The following is a 17,940-nucleotide window of genomic DNA, read 5'->3' as shown; positions in this document are numbered from 1 at the left end:
ATAAAATTAGTATAATTTATCTACTAATTCTTTTATTAATTGATCTTGTTTATTGTATTGATCTAATTCTTTTTTTAATATTTTTTCGGATATTTGAATAGAAATATCTCCTATTTTCTTTTTTAATTGAAGTATAGCTACTTTTTTTTCTATTTGAATAGTTTTTCTTGTTTCTTCTATAATTTTTTTCTTTTCTATCATTCCTTCATTTTTTGCTTTTGATTTTATTTTTTCTCTAATTTGAATAGCTTCTTTCAGGATGATATCTCTTTTTACATAAGCATTTTTTAAAATTTTATTTTTTTGATCTTCTATCGATTCCAATTTTTTTTTCACTTGGTCAGCTTTTTCAATAGAAATTTTAATTTTTTCCTCTCTTTGATCAATAAAACTTATTATAGGTTTCCAAGCAAATTTTGAAAGAAAAAGCATAAGAATTATAAATATTATTGTATGCCAAACAATGAGTCCAATAGAAGGGGTTACTAAATCCATTGAAATTTTATTTAAATACAGCTAATAATGTAGTAACTATTCCAAATAACGCAGCTCCTTCGATCAAGGCAGAAGCTATGATCATAGTATTTTGTATTTTATTTGAAGCTTCAGGCTGTCTAGCAATGGCATCCATTGCAGAACTTCCAATCTTTCCAATCCCTAACCCTGCTCCTATTACTGCGAGCCCAGATCCTAAAGCAGCTAAACCTGAATATGTTAAATCTATATCCATATTATTATAATTTTAATGTATTTTATCATTGTCATAATCTTTAACAGACATTCCTATAAGTAAAGAAGACAAAGTTGTAAAAATAAAAGCTTGTAAAAAAGATACCATAATTTCTAGCATAGAAATAAAAAAACCAAAAATTATGGAAAAACCAGTTACGAAAAAATTTTTAAAGATAAAAATGAGACAAACAAAACTTAAAATAATTATATGTCCAGCAGTAATATTAGCAAATAATCGAATGCACAAAGTTAACGGACGAATAAAAATACCAATAAATTCTATAGGAGCTAATAATAATTTAATTCCTATTGGAACTCCTGGCATCCAAAAAATGTGTTTCCAATAACTCACATTTGCATTTATATTGGTTACAATAAATGTCATAGTAGCTAATACTAATGTTATATTTATATTTCCTGTTACATTTGGAAACCCTGGAATAATACCTATTAAATTATTAATTAATATAAAAAAAAAGGATGTTAACAAAAAAGGAAGAAATTTTTTATATTTTTTTCCAATATTAGGAATTGCAATTTCATTTCTTATAAATAAGATGAAAAATTCTAAAAAAATTCCTAGACGCCATTTTGTTTGATGATTTTTATAACTATGTTTCATCCGTATAAAAAGATAAGACAATAAAAAAGAGGATATGAAAATGGAGACCAAATTTTTGGTTATAGAAAGATCCAAAGGTTTATCATTTTTTGGATATCCTTTTGAATCCATATGTAATGATCCTATATTATTAGTTTTATATATTGTCTGCCTAAACATTTTATAATATCCATGTTTTCCTTTCACTACATTACCGTATGAAAAATTAGAGGAAAAAAAAAATTCAAATCCATTATTCCATAAAATAACTGGTAGAGGAAAAATAATTCCATGATTTGGAGTACCTGCAATATGCCATTCATGAGAATCACTGACATGATCCAAAATAGTATGAGCTATATCCATACTCTTTTTTTCATTTTTTATTTCACGATTTTTCTTTTTCTTATCAGAAGATTCTACAAAAAAAAAGAAAAATAAAAACAAAAAAAAGAATAATAAATATATTATTTTCTTTCTTGTATTCATTTTTATACTAATAGTAGAAAAATAGAAAACAAATTTATATTTTTTTCAAAAAAAATGTCTTTTCTTATAAAAAAAAATCCCAAAAATTGTATTTTCATTTTAAGTACATTTGTATACGATATTATATGAAATAAATCTTACAATGAAGGAAGAAACAAAAATTATTCAAAATATTTTATCTGATCCTCTTACAGGCGCTATTTCTACACCAATATATCAAACGTCAACTTATGTACAAGAATCTCCTGGTATACATAAAGGATTTGATTATACTAGAACTAATAATCCTACAAGAAAAATATTAGAAAAATTAATAACTAATTTGGAATACGGTTATGCTAGTTTAGCATTTTCTTCTGGATTAGCATCCGTAGATGCCGTATTAAAATTACTAAAAATTGGAGATGAAATCATAGCTGTGGATGATATTTATGGAGGAACATTCCGTTTACTTAATTTATACAAAAAATTAGGAATTAGTACTAATTTTGTAGATACGACAGATATAGAAAAAACTATATCCTCTATTTCTGATAATACAAAATTAATTTGGTTAGAATCACCAACTAATCCTACATTAAAAATATCTGATATAGAATTTATTAGTAATAAATCAAAAAAGAAAAATCCAACTGTTTTAGTTGTTGTAGATAATACATTTGCTTCTCCTGCTATTCAAAATCCTTTAAAACTAGGAGCAGATATAGTTGTTCACAGTGCAACAAAATATTTATCAGGACATTCGGATGTATTAGCTGGATTGATTACTGTGAAAAATATAGATTTATATGAAAAACTAAAGTATATTCAAAATGCAACAGGAGGTGTTTTATCTCCTATCGATTGTTGGTTGACTATAAGAGGAGTCCAAACGTTATACTTACGTATTAAAAAACAATCTAAAAGTGCATATAAAATCGCTTCTTTTTTAAAGGATAAAAAAAATAGTGATAAAATAGATAAAATTTATTATCCTGGATTATCTCATCATAAAAACCATTTTATTGCAGTAAAACAACAACGATATTTTGGAGGGATTATTTCTTTTAGTTTAAAAAAAAATACAATAGAATCCGCAAAACAAGTTGTAACATCTACAAGATTATTTAAACTAGCAGAAAGTTTGGGAGGAACAAAAAGTTTAATTTGTCATCCGGTAACTATGACTCACAAATCAACTCCTTTAGATATCAGGATTAACGCAGGAATACAAGATTCTATGATTCGTTTATCTATTGGAATAGAAAATGTAGACGATCTTATAGAAGACCTCGATCAGGCTTTAAAAGCTCTATGAAGAAAATTTTTTATCATGTAATGAAATTCCTATATGATATAATTCTTTCCGAATTTTATCTGAAATGATCCAATGTTTTTGTTTTCTTGCTTCTATACGAATTTTAATTAATTTTTCTATAAGGGTTTTGAATTTTTTAGAATTTTCTTCATGATAATTGATTTCTTGAATTCCTAAAATATCAAAAACAAAATAAATCATATATTTTTTTAATAGATGAAAATGAGGTAAATTTTGAATGGAATTATTATTGATAATATATGTAGAAACTTGAAATAAATGAGTTATCAATAAAGGAATATTAAAATCATCATTAATAGCTTTATAACAAATATCTATCCAGTGATAAACATTAAAAGTATCACAATTTTCTGATATTTCAGGTTCTGAATTTTTTAATATTTTTATAGCTTTCATAATTTTATGATATCCTTTTTCAGCTTCTACTAGTCCTTTATTGGAAAAATTCATAATATTTCTATAATGAGTTTGTAAAATGTAAAATCTAAAAATACTAGGAAAAAAATTTTTATTACAAGTAATATCTTGTAATTCCAAAAAATTTCCTGTGGATTTGCTCATTTTTTTTCCATTTAAAGTAAGCATATTTGTGTGCATCCAATAATGAACAAAATCATTTTTTTCATAAATTCCTATAGCTTGTGCTAATTCACATTCATGATGAGGAAATTTTAGGTCTATTCCTCCACCATGAATATCAAAGGTTTCTCCTAAATATTTTGTACTCATTGTAGTACATTCTATATGCCAACCAGGAAATCCTTTTCCCCATGGAGAATTCCAATTCATAATATGATTAGAATGAGCTTTTTTCCAAAGAGAAAAATCATGAAATCCACGTTTTTCTTCAGTAAATTTTAATTTTTTATAAAAAAGTTGATCAACTTTATTTTTGCTTATTCTTCCATAAGAATGAAATTTTCTATATTCTGTTAAATTAAAATAAACAGAACCATTTATTTCATAGGCTAATTTTTTTTGAATTAATTTTTGAATCATATCTATTTGTTCTATAATATGACCTGTAGCCGTAGGTTCTATACTTGGAGGTAATAGATTTAAAACATTTAATAAATTGTGAAAAGAAATAGTATATTTTTGAACTATTTCCATTGGTTCAAGTCCTTCTATACGAGATTTTTTTGAAATTTTATCTTCTATGTCAAAATCTTCATTTTCTAAATGTCCAACATCTGTAATATTTCTCACATAACGTACTTTATATCCCAAATGTTTTAAATAACGAAAAACGATATCAAATGATATAAAAGTTCTGCAATTTCCTAAGTGTAAGGAATTATAAACTGTAGGTCCACATACATAAATTCCAACATATTTCTTATGAATTGGATAAAATAATTCTTTTTTTTCTGTTAAAGAGTTATATATTTTTAAATGATTTCTATTTTCTTTTTGGTAATTTTTTTCTTCCATTTTTTCCATTTAAGAAATTCCAATATGATGCAAAAATTCTTTTCTAATTTCTGAATCCTTTTTAAAGGCCCCTATTAACTCAGTAGTAATCGTACTACTGTCTGTATCTCTTATTCCACGAGAATTTACGCATAAATGTTTTGCTTCTATAATGCAAGCAACATCCTTTGTTTCTAACATCTTTTTTAAAGATTGAACAATTTGTATAGTTAAACGTTCTTGAACTTGTGGTCTTTTTGCATAAAAATTTACAATTCTATTAATTTTAGAAAGCCCAGCAACTTTTCCATTAGAAATATAACCTACATGTGCTTTTCCTATAATGGGAAGAAAATGATGTTCACAAGTAGAATAAACTGTTATATTTTTTTCTATTAACATTTGGTTGTATTTATATTTATTTTCAAAAATGGAAAAATTAGGTGTATTTTTTGGATCCAGTCCGCTAAATATTTCTCGTATAAACATTTTTGCAACTCGTTTTGGTGTTTTTCGTAAACTATCATCATTCATATCTAAACCTAAAATTTCCATAATATGAAAAAAATGTTTTTCTATTTTTTCAATTTTCTTTTCCTCACTCATAAATAAAAAAAATATTATTATGTAAAATAAGTTTTGGATTGTTAGTTGAATGATTTAAAATAGAATTATATTTTTGATTTAATTCTTTTTTTTTTAAAATTTTATTATGTTTTCCTTCCATCATAAAATGAACTTAATACATGAAAAACAAAGTTACAAAAACGATTTTGTTATGATTTATTATTTAATATTTTAATAATAGTATTTTTAATTTTTTTTTATACTATCAGGTATTTTACATATAGGAATAGGAATCATTTTATGTCTATTTTTTTTATGTAATTTTTTATATTTATTTAAAATTTTATATTCTATTTCAGAAAAAGCATATTTTTTTTTCTCCACAAAATTCATTGCCCATTCTAATTCTTCATAAGTTATTCCTAATTGCTCTTCATCTGATCTTTGATCTTCCCAAAGTCCATCCGTTGGTTTTGCCTTTTGAATTTCATCAATAATATTTAATTTTTTAGCCAAAATACGGACTTCGCTTTTAGTCAAATCGGCTATAGGGTGTAAATCTACAGCTCCATCTCCATATTTTGTAAAAAAACCGACTCCAAAATCTTCCACTTTATTTCCAGTTCCAACAACAAGATAATTTTTGATATTAGCATAATAATATAAAGTTAACATACGAATACGGGATTTTACATTAGCTAATGCTAAAGGAAGATTCGATTTTTTTTGAATATCATTTGTTGTATTACAAAAAGTTTTGAATAAAATAGACAAATCATTTTCAAAATAATGGACGTTCGAAAATTTTTTTTTCAAAAAGTTTGCATGTTTTATAGGTAAAAAATTTTTTTTTTTTTCTATAATGGGCATTTCTAATATAATAGTGGGATATTTTGTCATAGCTACTAAGAAAGAAGTGACTGAAGAATCAATTCCTCCAGATATTCCAATGATAAAACCATTAGATTGAGATCTTCGAATATATTTTTTCAACCAAGAAACAATATATCTAATTATTTTTTCTATTTTATCATTTGATTGATATGAATACATTATTTAAATAAAATTTTTTAATATGTCTTTAATCCTAAATTTAGAAACTTCTACTAAAAATTGTTCAGTTAGTATTGCTAAAAATGGAATATGTTTAACTTCTGTAGAAGAATCTTCAGAAGATTATTTTCATTCCGAAAAATTGCATGCGTTTATACAATATGTTATAAATATTTCCGGAATTCATCTTAAAGATTTAAAATCTGTTTGTGTTAACAAAGGACCAGGATCCTATACTTCTTTGAGAATAGGGGCATCGGCGGCTAGAGGTTTGTGTTCTGCTTTAAATATTCCCTTGTTATCTGTAGATACGTTGACAATAATGGTCATGGGTTATAATTTTATAAAAAAAGGATTTTTGATACCTATGGTACATGCTAAATCTGATTTTTTCTACATTTCATTATTTAATGAATCAAAAAAAAGAATAAATCCTATCAAAATAAAAAAACTAGATGACGATTTTTTTAAATCTATCTCAAAAAAATATAAAAAAGTTCATTTCATAGGAAATACTTTTTCTCTCAAAAAAAAATTTTTTTCTACAAAAAAAAATAATTTTTTTTACAAAAATCCATCTGCAATGGATATGTCTCTTATTTCTTATAAAAAATTTTGTAAAAAAAGTTTTTCTAATATGGAAAAATTTATTCCTTTTTACTTATAAAAAAGAAATACATAATTTTTTAAAAAAAACTATATAGTAAAAAAATCCTACGACATAACTTAGGAAAAGTATTACATTTTTTATATGGTTGATAAGATTTTATATAAAAAAACCTTTTCTTATATTATTAATATTTGTGATTATATAATAAAGAAATTTTTTTTGTTTCAAAATATTTTTTATTTTTTGTATAGTCTATTCATAGAAAGAAAATAGAAAAAAATTTATCATATAAAACCATGATCCAAATTAAATTTAAAAATTTTTTGGATATGTTTACTCCAATTATATTCATTTATATAATTCTTTCTTTAGGATGGAAAAGTTTTCGATTTTTTAATGTAGAAATCCTTTTAGGAATTGTATCAATAACAAGTATATTACACTTTTTTATTTTTTTTAATAAAAATCTTGAAAAAGGTTATAGATCCATGATTTTTTTATCTTTTTTTGTTCTTATATTCTCTCTTATACTTTCATTTCTAAAAATATTCATTTTTTCTTATTATAATGAAAGAGTTATTTCAGATATTAAAATTTATACACTCATTAGTTTAATTTTATATATTCTAATTCGTATTACTTATTTTATACGAATAGTATATGTTAAAATTCATAATCCTGCTTTTATATTTATTACAAGTTTTGTTTTTTTATCCTTTTTAGGTTCTATCTTGTTAATGCTACCAGCATCTACAGTAAAAAAAATATCATTTGTAGATGCTTTATTTACTTCTACTAGCGCTGTATGTGTAACAGGTTTAGTCGTATTAGATACGGCTAAAGATTTTACATATTTAGGTAAAATTTTTATACTTATTCTAATAGAATTGGGGGGATTGGGTATTTTAACTATTACTTCCTTTTTTAGTTATTTTTTTAGAGATGGATTTTCTTTTAAAGAAGCCATTTTTATTAGTAATTTTTTAAATACAAAAACGACAAATAACGTTCTTAGTTTAGCCGTAAAAGTAGTTATGTTTACTTTAACAGTAGAATTTATAGGAACTTTGTTAATTTATTTTTCTATTGAAAATAATGCAAATACAATAGAATCTGATAATCTTTTATTTTTTTCTATTTTTCATTCTATATCCGCTTTTTGTAATAGTGGTTTTTCTACTTTAAGTCAAGGACTATATTCAAAATCTGTTAGATTTAATTATTTATTTCAATTAATTATTGCTTTTTTATTAATATTGGGAGGAATAGGTTTTAATATTTTATTTAATTTTTTTGCATATATATGGTTAGTTATCAAGAAATATTTTTTCAGAATTTTTAAAGATGAGGATCTTAGATGCCCTGCACATGTAGTAACTTTAAATACAAAAATTGTTATTTTAACAACTTTTTATTTACTTTTTTTTGGAACTATTTTTTATTATGCTAGTGAATATTATGGTTCTCTTTCCGAACATTCTTCCTTTCATGGAAAGTGGATTGTTTCATTCTTTTCTTCAGCTACAACTAGAACAGCTGGGTTTCATGTATTAAATATGAACACTTTAGCTCCAATTACTATTTTTTTTACTATTTTTTTGATGTGGATAGGAGCTTCTCCGGCTTCTACTGGGGGAGGAATAAAAACAAGTACTTTTGCATTAGCATTAATGAATATTATTTCATTATCTATAGGAAAAAATAGATTAGAAATACAAAGAAAAGAAATACCTTCTGAATTGATTCGATTATCTTTTTCTATTATTATGCTATCTATAATGGTTATATACATAAGTGTTTTAATCATAATTTTTTTGGATCCAAAAAAAGATATTTTATCGATTATTTTCGAGGTTTTTTCTGCCTTTTCTACAGCAGGATTATCTTTAGGGATAACTTCTAATTTATCAAATGGAAGCAAATTAATTTTAATTTTTATAATGTTGTTAGGAAGAATAGGAGTTTTGAATGTTATGATCGGTTTATTGAGAAGAAATAAAATTGGTTCCCATCATTATTACAGATTTCCTAAAGGGAATATTCTTATTAATTAAAAAAAGAATAAGTAAACAGAAAATATGAAAATTATAATTATTGGATTAGGAAATTTTGGAAGATCTTTAGCACTTAACTTAACAGATAATGGACATGAAGTTTTTGGGATAGACCATAAAATGGAAAAAATAGATCTCTTGAAAGATCATATAGCGAATGTAGTATGTATGGATGCAAATAATGAAGCAGCTTACAAAGTATTGCCTATTCAACAAGCGGATTTAGGGATTGTAGCAATTGGAGAAAACGAAGGATCATCAATAGTAACAACAGCTATACTTAAGAAGTATAAACATTTGAGAATTGTAAGTAGATCTTTATCTAAAATACATGATACAATATTAGAAGCTATGGGGATTAATGATGTAATTCATCCAGAACAAGATGCTGCGTTCCGATTAACTAAACAAATATCTTTTAATTATGCTTTAGATTATTTTAGAATAGATAATAAACATTCTATAGCAGAAGTTTTTTCTCCTTCTTCTTTTAGTGGAAAATCTGTTAGAAGTTTAAAATTGACACAAAAATATTCTGTTTCTTTAATTACTGTAATACGAGATACGCATCATCCATTATCATCTAAAGAAACTCATACAAGAAAAGTCATAGGATTAGTTACAGGAGATACTGTTTTACAACAGGGGGATATTTTAACTCTTTTTGGTTCTAATAAATCCATTATGAATTTTATAAAAGATAAAAAATAGATTTATTTTTCAATATAAAAATTATCTTTATTACAAAACATAAATTGACATTTTTTCTTGAAAAGAAAGTTAAATATATAATATTTACATATAAGGATATGTATAATTTTTGCTTTCCTGAAAAAAAGGATTTCCTTCAGAAGAATTAAGTTTTCTTTTACTAAAATTTGAAAATAAAATATAAATAAAAAAAGCTCCTATGATTAATATAGAACCTATGATTTCAAGTATACAGATATTTACATTTTTACTAAAAATATCTGGTGCAATTAAATTATATATATCAATATAATGACCTATTAATAATATTAAAGAAATTGAAAAAACTATTTTGTAATTTGATTTATTTTTACTACTCATTAAACAAAAAAAAGGAATTAAAAAATTAGGAATCAGCATCCAAAAATGAATAGAATAATAAATTTCTTCTCTCTTTACAAAATATGTAATTTCCTCTGGAATATTTCCATACCAATATAAAAAAAATTGTGAAAACCATAAATAAGTCCATAATAAACTACCGGAAAATAAATATTTACTAAGGTCATGTAGATGACTTTTTCTAAATAAAGGAAATAATCCTTTTTTATTCAAAAAGATAGCGATTATTGTAACAGTACTTATTCCTGTTATTATGAAACTACTCAAAACATACCAACTCAATAAAGTACTTAACCAATGTGGATTTAAAAACATAACCCAATCCCATATCATAAATATGGAAATAACAGAAAAAAATATAATAAAAATAATAGATACGAAATATAATTTTTTATAATCATTTAACGAATGTGTTATATATAATCTACAAGATATTTTTTTTATTTTTGAATAAAAAAAACTGCATATTAATATATAAAGAACACTTCTTACTAAGAAAAATGGAGTATTCAAAAAAAATCTCTTACTAGAAACAATTTTATCATTATTTAAATAAATAGGGTTATACAAATCTAAATTCATCCAATGAAATATATGAACAATATCCATTGTATTTAATAGAAAAATAATAAGGATCATAATTCCTCCATATGGAATAAAAGAAGAGATTTCTTCCATTATAGGATGGATAATTACAGACCAACCTGATTTTGATACGTTCTGTATTCCTAAAAAAAATAATGTTCCTAAAGATATAGAAGTAAAATAAAAAATAGAAATATATAAAGCGATCCAAGGATTATGATTGTTTGTGATAGAAATATTTTTATTATAAAGAAATATTCTTTCTAAAAATAGAAAAAAAAAACCTACGATAATCATTATTAAAATGATGAATTTTTTTTTATTCATTGCATAAAATTGATACATATTTATTTATTTTTTAAAAACATAACATATTCTGAAACCCTCCATCTGTCTATTTCATTTAATTGTGAAGCATAAGAATTCATATTATTCTTTCCATATGTAATAACATAATAAATACTACCAACGGTTAGATCTCTATCTTTATAATTAGGGATTCCAAAAATTTTTTCGTTTTTAACCAAATCTCCTTGTCCATCTCCATTTTTACCATGACATATAGAACAACTGATTTGATATAATTTTTTTCCTTTTTTTATTATAATTTCTTTTTTTTCGTAATGATTGTTAATAAGTGGATTTTGAATAATGTTTTTTGAATAATTCAATCCTTTATTTTTGATATTTTTAAAATTAGGAAACGAATTATTTCTAGAAATTGTTCCTTCTACTGGAGATAGTGAAGAAGTTTTTTCTTTTGAAAATAAAGGAATTTTAATATTTTTTTCTTTTTTATTATTGTAATTAGAATAAGGATCTGAATAAGGTTCATATGCTTCTGAGTAATACATATCTGGCATGTATACTATATTTGGTTTTTTTTTATCAAACCAACAAGATTCTACTATAGATAGAAATAAAATCATATTTAAAATAATAATAAATTCGTAGAAATATTTTTTTTTCATAAAATATTTAATTGGATTTATAATTTTTTATCGAAACTTCTATTGCTCCATTTTTTTTCAATAGATTTACTAATTTTTTGATATGTTTTTCAGTATGAATTTCTATTAAAAACATATTATCGGTAGTTCTTAAATCTGGATTTTTTGATACACGACCTGGATATAATCCACATTGAATGAGATAAGTAATACACATAAAATGTGCAGAAAAAAAAATTGAAAATTCAAATATAACAGGAATAAAAGAAGGAAGATTTATAATCCAAGAAAAAGAAGGTTTTCCTCCAATATTTTGAGGCCAATCCCAAATCATAGTATACCAAGTTAATACACAAGCTATGAAAAATCCTAATAATCCATATATAAAAGATAAAAAGGATAAATTCGTATTCTTTAGTTTTAACACTTTAGTTAAATTATGAATGGGAAAAGGAGAATAAACTTCATATATGTTATAATTATGATTTTGTATAATTTTTATATTATTTATTAATGTATGATCATTATCATATAATGCACGTACATAACATATATTCTTCATTATTACTATTTTTTTTCTGGATTCAATATTGTTTTTAATTCTGATTGTGAAATAACAGGAAAAACACGTATGTATAACAAGTAAAGAATAAAAAACAAACCAATGGTTCCTATAAAGATACCAACATCTACAAATGAAGGAATAAAACCTGCCCAAGAAGAAGGAAGATAATCATGACTTAGATTTAAAACAATAATGTCAAATCTTTCAAACCACATTCCAATATTTATGAAAATAGCTATGAGATAAGACCAAAAAAAGCTTCTTCGTACATATTTAATCCATAAAAATTGAGGAATAATGACATTACAAATAATTAATGCCCAAAAAGCCCACCAAAATGGGCCTTTAGATGCTTCTACAGAAAAATAAATAAATTTTTCGAAAGGATCTCCTGAATACCAGGCAAGAATAAATTCTGAAATATAAGCTAATAAAACAATCCCTCCTGTTAACAAAATGATCATATTCATATATTCGATATGATTTCTTGTAATATAATCCTCTAAAGAAAGAACTTTTCTTGCTACACCTAGTAAAGTTTGTACCATAGCAAAACCAGAAAATATAGCTCCTGCAACAAAATAAGGAGGAAAAATCGTGCTATGCCACCCCTTAATTACAGAAGTAGAAAAATCAAAAGAAACTATGGTATGAACAGAAAATACTAATGGAGTACATAAACCAGCTAAAATTAAAGATAATTCTTCAAATCTTTGCCAATCTTTTGATGTTCCTCCCCATCCAAAACTAAGAATATTATATATTTTTTTTTGAAAAGGATTTGAAATACGATCTCGTATCATTGCAAAATCTGGAATTAAACCCATGAACCAAAAAACAGTAGAAACAGAAAAATAAGTACTAATTGCAAAAACATCCCATAACAAAGGGGAATTAAAATTCGGCCATAGAGATCCAAATTGATTAGGAATGGGTAAAACCCAATGCGCATTCCATGGTCTTCCCATATGAATAATAGGAAACAATCCAGCTTGGATTACGGCAAAAATTGTCATTGCTTCTGCTGAACGATTAATAGATAAACGCCATTTTTGACGAAATAATAATAAAACAGCTGAAATTAAAGTTCCAGCATGACCAATTCCAACCCACCAAACAAAATTTGTAATATCCCATGCCCAATTAATTGTTTTATTCAAACCCCATACACCTATACCTGTTCCAATTGTATAAAAAATACATCCTATCCCCCACAAAAAAGCTAAAATAGAAATTAATAAAGAAATCCACCATAGATTTCCTGCTTTATTTTTTATAGGATTAAGTATATCATTGGTAATATTTTTCAATGTTTTTTTTCCTAAAATTAAGGGAGGTCTTATAGGGGATTCATAATGATTTAACATAATTTTTTCTTTTTCATTTTTTCCATTTCATTTTTTATTTTTATTTCTAATTTTCAGTTGATAAGATACATTAGGTCTTACTCCTATAAACTCTAATAGTTTATAAGATCTAGAATTTTTTACTTTTTTAGAAATAATGCTAGTAGGATCGTTTATATCACCAAAAGTGATAGCTTTAGTAGGACAAGAGATACTACAAGCTGTTTCAAATTCTTTATCTTGAACTTTTCTATTTTCTTTTTTTGCAATTCCTATGACATATTGTGTTCTTTGTATGCATAAAGAACACTTCTCCATAACCCCTCTAGTTCTGATAACTACATCTGGATTTAGCATCATTTTTCCTAAAGAATTATTCATGTTGAAATCAAATTTTTGATTATTAACATAATTAAACCAATTAAATCGTCTTACTTTATAAGGACAATTGTTTGCACAATAACGTGTTCCTATACAACGATTATAAGTCATCATATTTTGTCCTTGTTTTCCATGAGAAGTGGCTCCAACTGGACACACAGATTCACAAGGTGCATTATCACAATGTTGACACATAATAGGTTGAAAAACTACTTTTGGATTCTCATAAATGTTATCTTCATTTTTTTTTGTTTTTTCTTTAGATGAATCATCTGGAAAATAATATCTATCTACACGTAACCAATGCATATCTCTATATTTTTCTATTTCTTCTTTTCCAACTACAGGAACATTATTTTCAGAATGACATGCAATAATACAAGCCCCACATCCAATACAAGCATTTAAATCTATGGATAAATTAAAATGATGCCCGTTTCTTTTTTCGTTTTTTTTATAATTTTGATTCCAAATAGAAATTTTATCTGGAGAAAGCATTCCTTTATGAGTTGAAATTTTTTCTTTTTCATTCCAAACTTCTTTTGGATTATTTAAAAATAAATTTAAATCTGTTTCTTTCACCAAATTTCTTCCTACCATCGTGTGGTGTAATTGCACGCAAGAAAACTTATGTATTTTATTTACTTTTCTAAGTTGTATATTATTTTGTATTACGAAAAAATTTTCATAGCTTCTGTAAGCATTTGTTCCTTGAGTAATTTTAGTTAATTTTCCTTTTTCTTGACCATAACCAAAAGAAAAACCTAAAGATCCTATAGCTTGACCAGGTTGAATAAAAACAGGAATATCATGTATGATTGTTTGATTATTCTTGATTAAATCAACACAATTTCCATTTAAAGATCCATCTCCAGAATTCCAATTTTTTAATTCCATTTTATTTGCATCAAAGTATGATATAGTTAAATAATTTTCCCAAGTAGTACGTGTAATCGGATCTGGAAGTTCTTGTAACCAAGGATTATTATATTGATTTCCATCTCCCATACTAATTTTAGTATATAATTTAAGTTCAAAATTTTTTTCTATTTTTTTTGGATAAATTATTTTTTTTTCATATTTCCTTATTTTTTGGTTTATTTTTTTTGAAAGATTATTTAAAATAGGTTTATGATTTTTAGTCTTTACTACACCATGAAATAAAGCTTCATTAAAAGAAGAAACATTGGATTTTGGAATAATATTTTTTTCCCAAATTTTTTTCAAATACTCGTAATAATTTTTTTCTTGAATCCCACTCCAAATTACTAAAGAATCTTGAAATTGTCTCGTATTAAAAATACATTGAATTGTAGGCTGAATTAATGTATAAATATTAGTAATAGGATAAGTGTCTCCCCAACTTTCTAACCAATGAGGAATAGGCGCTATTATATCCATATTTTCATTAGTTTCATTTTTATTCATAGAAAACGAAACTGTTAGAGGGATTTTTTTTATAAATTCCTTTACTTTTTTAGAAAGAGACAATGGAAGACTATAAATAGGATTAACATTATGAATAAATAAACCTCCAATATTTTCGTTTTCTAAATCTTTCAAGAAACTTTTGAAGTCCTTATCATTACTTTCTTTTGAAAAAATAAATTTATCATTTTGAAGTGCGTTACTATTAATTTTTTTATTAATTAAAAAAGATAATTCATAGGACTCTTGATCTCCGTCTGCAAGAATTACACTTTTAGATCCTATTTTTTTTATTAATGAAACTATTTTTTCAGAATTTTTATCTTTTATCTGCTTTCCTAAACAAATATTTTGAAAAATTTCAAGCAACATTTTTTTTATATCAGAAGGTTTTTTAGATAAACGAATATCTGCATTTGCTCCACTTATCGTCATATTACTTTCTATTTGAATATGTTGCATCATTTTTTTTTCGGGATTTCTATTAAGAACGTAAGATTTAGCCATATTCTCTGGACTCCAGTCTCCCAAAAAATCAGCATCAAATGAAATTATTAATTTTGATTTATTTAAATCAAAGAATGGAAAACCACGAATTCCGAATATCTCTTCTGAAGCATCCAAAACTTTGGAATAAGAAATAGGATCATAAGTAACCCATTTTGTACAAGGATATTTTTTTTTGAAATCTTGGATTAATTTTTTTGTAGAAAAACTTGGAAAAGAATAAGAAAGAAAAACTATATTTTTTTTTATTTTAGATAAAAATTTCAAATTTTGAATAATATAATTATCTATTTCTTTCCAAGAACTTTTTTTTCCTTTAAATATAGGATTTTTTAATCTTTCTTCGTCGTAAAGAGAAAATAAAGAAGATTGGATTCTTGCAGAAGTTGTATTAAAAAAATCGGAAGAAGAATTAGGTTCTATTTTTATAGGACGACCTTCTCTCGTTTTTACTAAAACACTTCCTATATCGAAAGTATCAATCATAGTTGATGCATAATAATTTGGAATTCCTGGAGTAATATCTTCTGGTTTAACTACATAAGGAATAGATTTTATAACTGGACCTTTACAAGCAGCTAAAGTTACCGAAGCAGTACTAAATCCTATCCACTTAAGAAAATCACGTCTAGATGTTTTCCCTTGAAATAGATTTTTGATTGGATTATAATTTTTATATATTTTTTTAGTTTTTTCTGATTTCATATTTATTTCATAATAATTTTATTAATAATCACTTTCGTTTTCATTTCTATTTCAATAATGACATTTAGCACATTCTGTACCTCCCGTCATATCAATAGTGATTTTATTTTTTATTTTATTCGGAAAATATTCTTTATAATATTTATTTTCTTTGTTTATTCCTACATTTTTATGACAAGATAAACACCATTCCATAGTAAAATCATTAGACATTTCTACTGTATCCATTTTTTGAACTTCTCCATGACAAGCACTACAAACTAAATTTACTTTTTTTAATTTTTTAATTTCTTTCTCTCCCGTTATGATGTGTTGAGAATGATCAAAATAGACAAAATCCGGCATATTATGAATTCGTATCCATTGAATAGGATGTATTTTTTTAGAATATTTTCTTGTTTCCGGATCCCATCCAATAGCCTTATATATTTTTTGAATTTCTTGATTATATTCATCTCTACTTTTTCCTTTTTCCAAATAATTTCCATTATATTCATAAATAGTTATATGACAGTTCATACAAACATTTGCTGAAGGAATTCCAGATACCTTGCTATATTTCGCAGAAGAATGACAATATTGACAATCAATTTTATTAATTTCAGAATGGATTTTGTGAGAAAAATAAATAGGTTGTTTAGGTTTATATCCTCTATTTACATCTATTTTCATTAAATAAAACCAAGTTTCATATACTCCAAATAACATAAAAAGACCTGTAAAACAAGAAAGTAAATACCACTTTTTTTTATCATTTCCTAATATTTTTTTGTATAAAATATTTATTATAAAATCCCATTTCTTAAAAGTATAAACTTCCGTTTTTTCTTTTTTATTAATTAACCTGATTAGAATTTGTATTCTATATAAAATCCAAAGTAGAATTAAAGACAAAATTCCAAAACAAAAAATAATAAATTTGACTAAAAATTTATTTTCTTCTTTATCATTTTCGTAATTATTATTAAATTCATTATTATTTATTTCATGATTTTCTTTTTTTTTTAAAATTGGATTTTTTATAAAAGACAGTATATCATCTATTTCTTTTTCAGATAAATGCAAAAATGGATTCATTTCTACATTTCCATATTCTTTATAAATTTCTAACGCTTCTTTATCTCCACTCTCTCTTAAAGATTTATTATTTTTAATCCATTGATGTAACCATTTACGAGTTCTTTTTTCAGTTACTCCACTTAAAGGAGGTCCTATCATTTTTTTTTCTAAATCTATGGAATGACATGCTGTGCAATTCTTTTTAAAAAGTTCCATTCCATTTTCAACATTTTCTTTATCAGCTTTTAATTTTCTCCCTTCTAAATCTAAAAAAATAGAAAGAAAAATGAAGATAAAAAATAAAATTTTTCTCATACTTTTTTAATGAATATATATTATGAATTCATATATTTTCCAGTTATTATAATAAAAATAATCAGAAGTAAAAGAAAAAATCCCTTATTTTTAGAAAAAAAAATTTGTAAATTTCTTTTTTGAATCTTTAACTTTGTTTCATGAAATGAATAATAGGATTTACTTTTTTT

Annotated in this window: 17 protein-coding genes; 4 read left to right on the top strand and 13 right to left on the bottom strand. The window is 24.6% G+C overall.

All coding sequences use genetic code 11. From position 1 onward, the window contains the following. Positions 1–6: 6 nt before the first annotated feature. From atpF to atpB, 3 genes are read right to left on the bottom strand one after another with little or no spacing between them, the layout of a single operon-like run. Positions 7–495: a F0F1 ATP synthase subunit B gene (atpF, locus tag STAT_RS00360; RefSeq protein WP_119305313.1), complete on the bottom strand. Its 489-nt coding sequence runs from the start codon at positions 493–495 to the stop codon at positions 7–9. 7 nt (positions 496–502) lie between these two features. Further along, complete coding sequence (atpE, locus tag STAT_RS00355) at positions 503–730, bottom strand: ATP synthase F0 subunit C (protein WP_119305312.1); 228 nt, start codon at positions 728–730, stop codon at positions 503–505. A 12-nt stretch (positions 731–742) separates the two neighbouring features. Next, a complete protein-coding gene (atpB, locus tag STAT_RS00350) occupies positions 743–1,822 on the bottom strand; it encodes a F0F1 ATP synthase subunit A (protein ID WP_119305311.1) in 1,080 nt (359 codons plus the stop codon). A 142-nt stretch (positions 1,823–1,964) separates the two neighbouring features. Here atpB and STAT_RS00345 point away from each other — a divergent pair, with 142 nt between their 5' ends. Then, positions 1,965–3,119, top strand: coding sequence for a trans-sulfuration enzyme family protein (locus tag STAT_RS00345; RefSeq protein ID WP_119305310.1), 1,155 nt, complete (start codon positions 1,965–1,967; stop codon positions 3,117–3,119). Here STAT_RS00345 and cysS read toward each other — a convergent pair. The 4 genes from cysS to nadE form a co-directional block, all read right to left on the bottom strand. Then, the gene (gene cysS, locus STAT_RS00340; protein ID WP_119305811.1) at positions 3,114–4,574 is read right to left on the bottom strand and encodes a cysteine--tRNA ligase; all 1,461 of its coding nucleotides are present in this window, start codon (positions 4,572–4,574) and stop codon (positions 3,114–3,116) included. The two genes, STAT_RS00345 and cysS, sit on opposite strands and share 6 nt — an antisense overlap. Before the next feature lie 9 nt (positions 4,575–4,583). Continuing rightward, positions 4,584–5,159, bottom strand: coding sequence for a GTP cyclohydrolase I FolE (gene folE / locus STAT_RS00335; protein ID WP_119305309.1), 576 nt, complete (start codon positions 5,157–5,159; stop codon positions 4,584–4,586). Next, entirely contained in the window at positions 5,152–5,283 is a 132-nt protein-coding gene (locus STAT_RS03135; protein ID WP_262512592.1) for a hypothetical protein, read from the bottom strand. The genes folE and STAT_RS03135 overlap by 8 nt, the downstream gene beginning before the upstream one ends. A gap of 83 nt (positions 5,284–5,366) precedes the next feature. After that, positions 5,367–6,173: an NAD(+) synthase gene (nadE, locus tag STAT_RS00330; protein WP_119305308.1), complete on the bottom strand. Its 807-nt coding sequence runs from the start codon at positions 6,171–6,173 to the stop codon at positions 5,367–5,369. Between the two features lie 22 nt (positions 6,174–6,195). On the opposite strand from nadE, the gene tsaB reads away from it, so the two are divergent. The 3 genes from tsaB to STAT_RS00315 all read left to right on the top strand — a co-directional run bounded on the left by tsaB (position 6,196) and on the right by STAT_RS00315 (position 9,548). Continuing rightward, positions 6,196–6,840 carry a tRNA (adenosine(37)-N6)-threonylcarbamoyltransferase complex dimerization subunit type 1 TsaB gene (gene tsaB, locus STAT_RS00325; protein ID WP_119305307.1) on the top strand — a complete coding sequence of 215 codons (645 nt, stop codon included), beginning with the start codon at positions 6,196–6,198 and terminating at the stop codon, positions 6,838–6,840. Between the two features lie 239 nt (positions 6,841–7,079). Next, positions 7,080–8,837 carry a TrkH family potassium uptake protein gene (locus STAT_RS00320; protein WP_119305306.1) on the top strand — a complete coding sequence of 586 codons (1,758 nt, stop codon included), beginning with the start codon at positions 7,080–7,082 and terminating at the stop codon, positions 8,835–8,837. Positions 8,838–8,861: 24 nt separating this feature from the next. Next, the gene (locus STAT_RS00315) at positions 8,862–9,548 is read left to right on the top strand and encodes a potassium channel family protein (protein ID WP_119305305.1); all 687 of its coding nucleotides are present in this window, start codon (positions 8,862–8,864) and stop codon (positions 9,546–9,548) included. Positions 9,549–9,632: 84 nt separating this feature from the next. On the opposite strand, the gene STAT_RS00310 is transcribed toward STAT_RS00315, so the two are convergent. From STAT_RS00310 to STAT_RS00285, 6 genes are read right to left on the bottom strand one after another with little or no spacing between them, the layout of a single operon-like run. Next, positions 9,633–10,859: a hypothetical protein gene (locus tag STAT_RS00310; RefSeq protein ID WP_119305304.1), complete on the bottom strand. Its 1,227-nt coding sequence runs from the start codon at positions 10,857–10,859 to the stop codon at positions 9,633–9,635. 2 nt (positions 10,860–10,861) lie between these two features. After that, positions 10,862–11,485 (bottom strand): c-type cytochrome, encoded by a 624-nt coding sequence (locus STAT_RS00305; RefSeq protein ID WP_119305303.1) that lies wholly within the window; start codon positions 11,483–11,485, stop codon positions 10,862–10,864. 7 nt (positions 11,486–11,492) lie between these two features. Continuing rightward, the gene (locus STAT_RS00300) at positions 11,493–12,026 is read right to left on the bottom strand and encodes a DUF3341 domain-containing protein (protein WP_119305302.1); all 534 of its coding nucleotides are present in this window, start codon (positions 12,024–12,026) and stop codon (positions 11,493–11,495) included. A gap of 5 nt (positions 12,027–12,031) precedes the next feature. Continuing rightward, positions 12,032–13,396: an NrfD/PsrC family molybdoenzyme membrane anchor subunit gene (gene nrfD / locus STAT_RS00295; protein ID WP_119305301.1), complete on the bottom strand. Its 1,365-nt coding sequence runs from the start codon at positions 13,394–13,396 to the stop codon at positions 12,032–12,034. 27 nt (positions 13,397–13,423) lie between these two features. Then, positions 13,424–16,396 carry a 4Fe-4S dicluster domain-containing protein gene (locus STAT_RS00290; protein ID WP_119305300.1) on the bottom strand — a complete coding sequence of 991 codons (2,973 nt, stop codon included), beginning with the start codon at positions 16,394–16,396 and terminating at the stop codon, positions 13,424–13,426. A gap of 51 nt (positions 16,397–16,447) precedes the next feature. Further along, positions 16,448–17,770: a c-type cytochrome gene (locus STAT_RS00285; RefSeq protein ID WP_119305299.1), complete on the bottom strand. Its 1,323-nt coding sequence runs from the start codon at positions 17,768–17,770 to the stop codon at positions 16,448–16,450. Between the last annotated feature and the right edge of the window lie 170 nt (positions 17,771–17,940).

It is taken from the genome of Blattabacterium cuenoti STAT, from assembly GCF_003573915.1.
GTDB classification, from domain to species: Bacteria; Bacteroidota; Bacteroidia; order Flavobacteriales; family Blattabacteriaceae; genus Blattabacterium; species Blattabacterium cuenoti_A.
The sequence above is the reverse complement of the archived record's forward strand: the minus strand, read 5'-3'. Positions and strand labels throughout refer to the sequence as shown.

Coding starts and splice junctions, on each gene's coding strand:
- atpF (WP_119305313.1), bottom strand. CDS start 495: ATGGATTTAGTAACCCCTTCTATTGGACTCATTGTTTGGCATACAATA.
- atpE (WP_119305312.1), bottom strand. CDS start 730: ATGGATATAGATTTAACATATTCAGGTTTAGCTGCTTTAGGATCTGGG.
- atpB (WP_119305311.1), bottom strand. CDS start 1,822: ATGAATACAAGAAAGAAAATAATATATTTATTATTCTTTTTTTTGTTT.
- STAT_RS00345 (WP_119305310.1), top strand. CDS start 1,965: ATGAAGGAAGAAACAAAAATTATTCAAAATATTTTATCTGATCCTCTT.
- cysS (WP_119305811.1), bottom strand. CDS start 4,574: ATGGAAGAAAAAAATTACCAAAAAGAAAATAGAAATCATTTAAAAATA.
- folE (WP_119305309.1), bottom strand. CDS start 5,159: ATGAGTGAGGAAAAGAAAATTGAAAAAATAGAAAAACATTTTTTTCAT.
- STAT_RS03135 (WP_262512592.1), bottom strand. CDS start 5,283: ATGATGGAAGGAAAACATAATAAAATTTTAAAAAAAAAAGAATTAAAT.
- nadE (WP_119305308.1), bottom strand. CDS start 6,173: ATGTATTCATATCAATCAAATGATAAAATAGAAAAAATAATTAGATAT.
- tsaB (WP_119305307.1), top strand. CDS start 6,196: ATGTCTTTAATCCTAAATTTAGAAACTTCTACTAAAAATTGTTCAGTT.
- STAT_RS00320 (WP_119305306.1), top strand. CDS start 7,080: ATGATCCAAATTAAATTTAAAAATTTTTTGGATATGTTTACTCCAATT.
- STAT_RS00315 (WP_119305305.1), top strand. CDS start 8,862: ATGAAAATTATAATTATTGGATTAGGAAATTTTGGAAGATCTTTAGCA.
- STAT_RS00310 (WP_119305304.1), bottom strand. CDS start 10,859: ATGTATCAATTTTATGCAATGAATAAAAAAAAATTCATCATTTTAATA.
- STAT_RS00305 (WP_119305303.1), bottom strand. CDS start 11,485: ATGAAAAAAAAATATTTCTACGAATTTATTATTATTTTAAATATGATT.
- STAT_RS00300 (WP_119305302.1), bottom strand. CDS start 12,026: ATGAAGAATATATGTTATGTACGTGCATTATATGATAATGATCATACA.
- nrfD (WP_119305301.1), bottom strand. CDS start 13,396: ATGTTAAATCATTATGAATCCCCTATAAGACCTCCCTTAATTTTAGGA.
- STAT_RS00290 (WP_119305300.1), bottom strand. CDS start 16,396: ATGAAATCAGAAAAAACTAAAAAAATATATAAAAATTATAATCCAATC.
- STAT_RS00285 (WP_119305299.1), bottom strand. CDS start 17,770: ATGAGAAAAATTTTATTTTTTATCTTCATTTTTCTTTCTATTTTTTTA.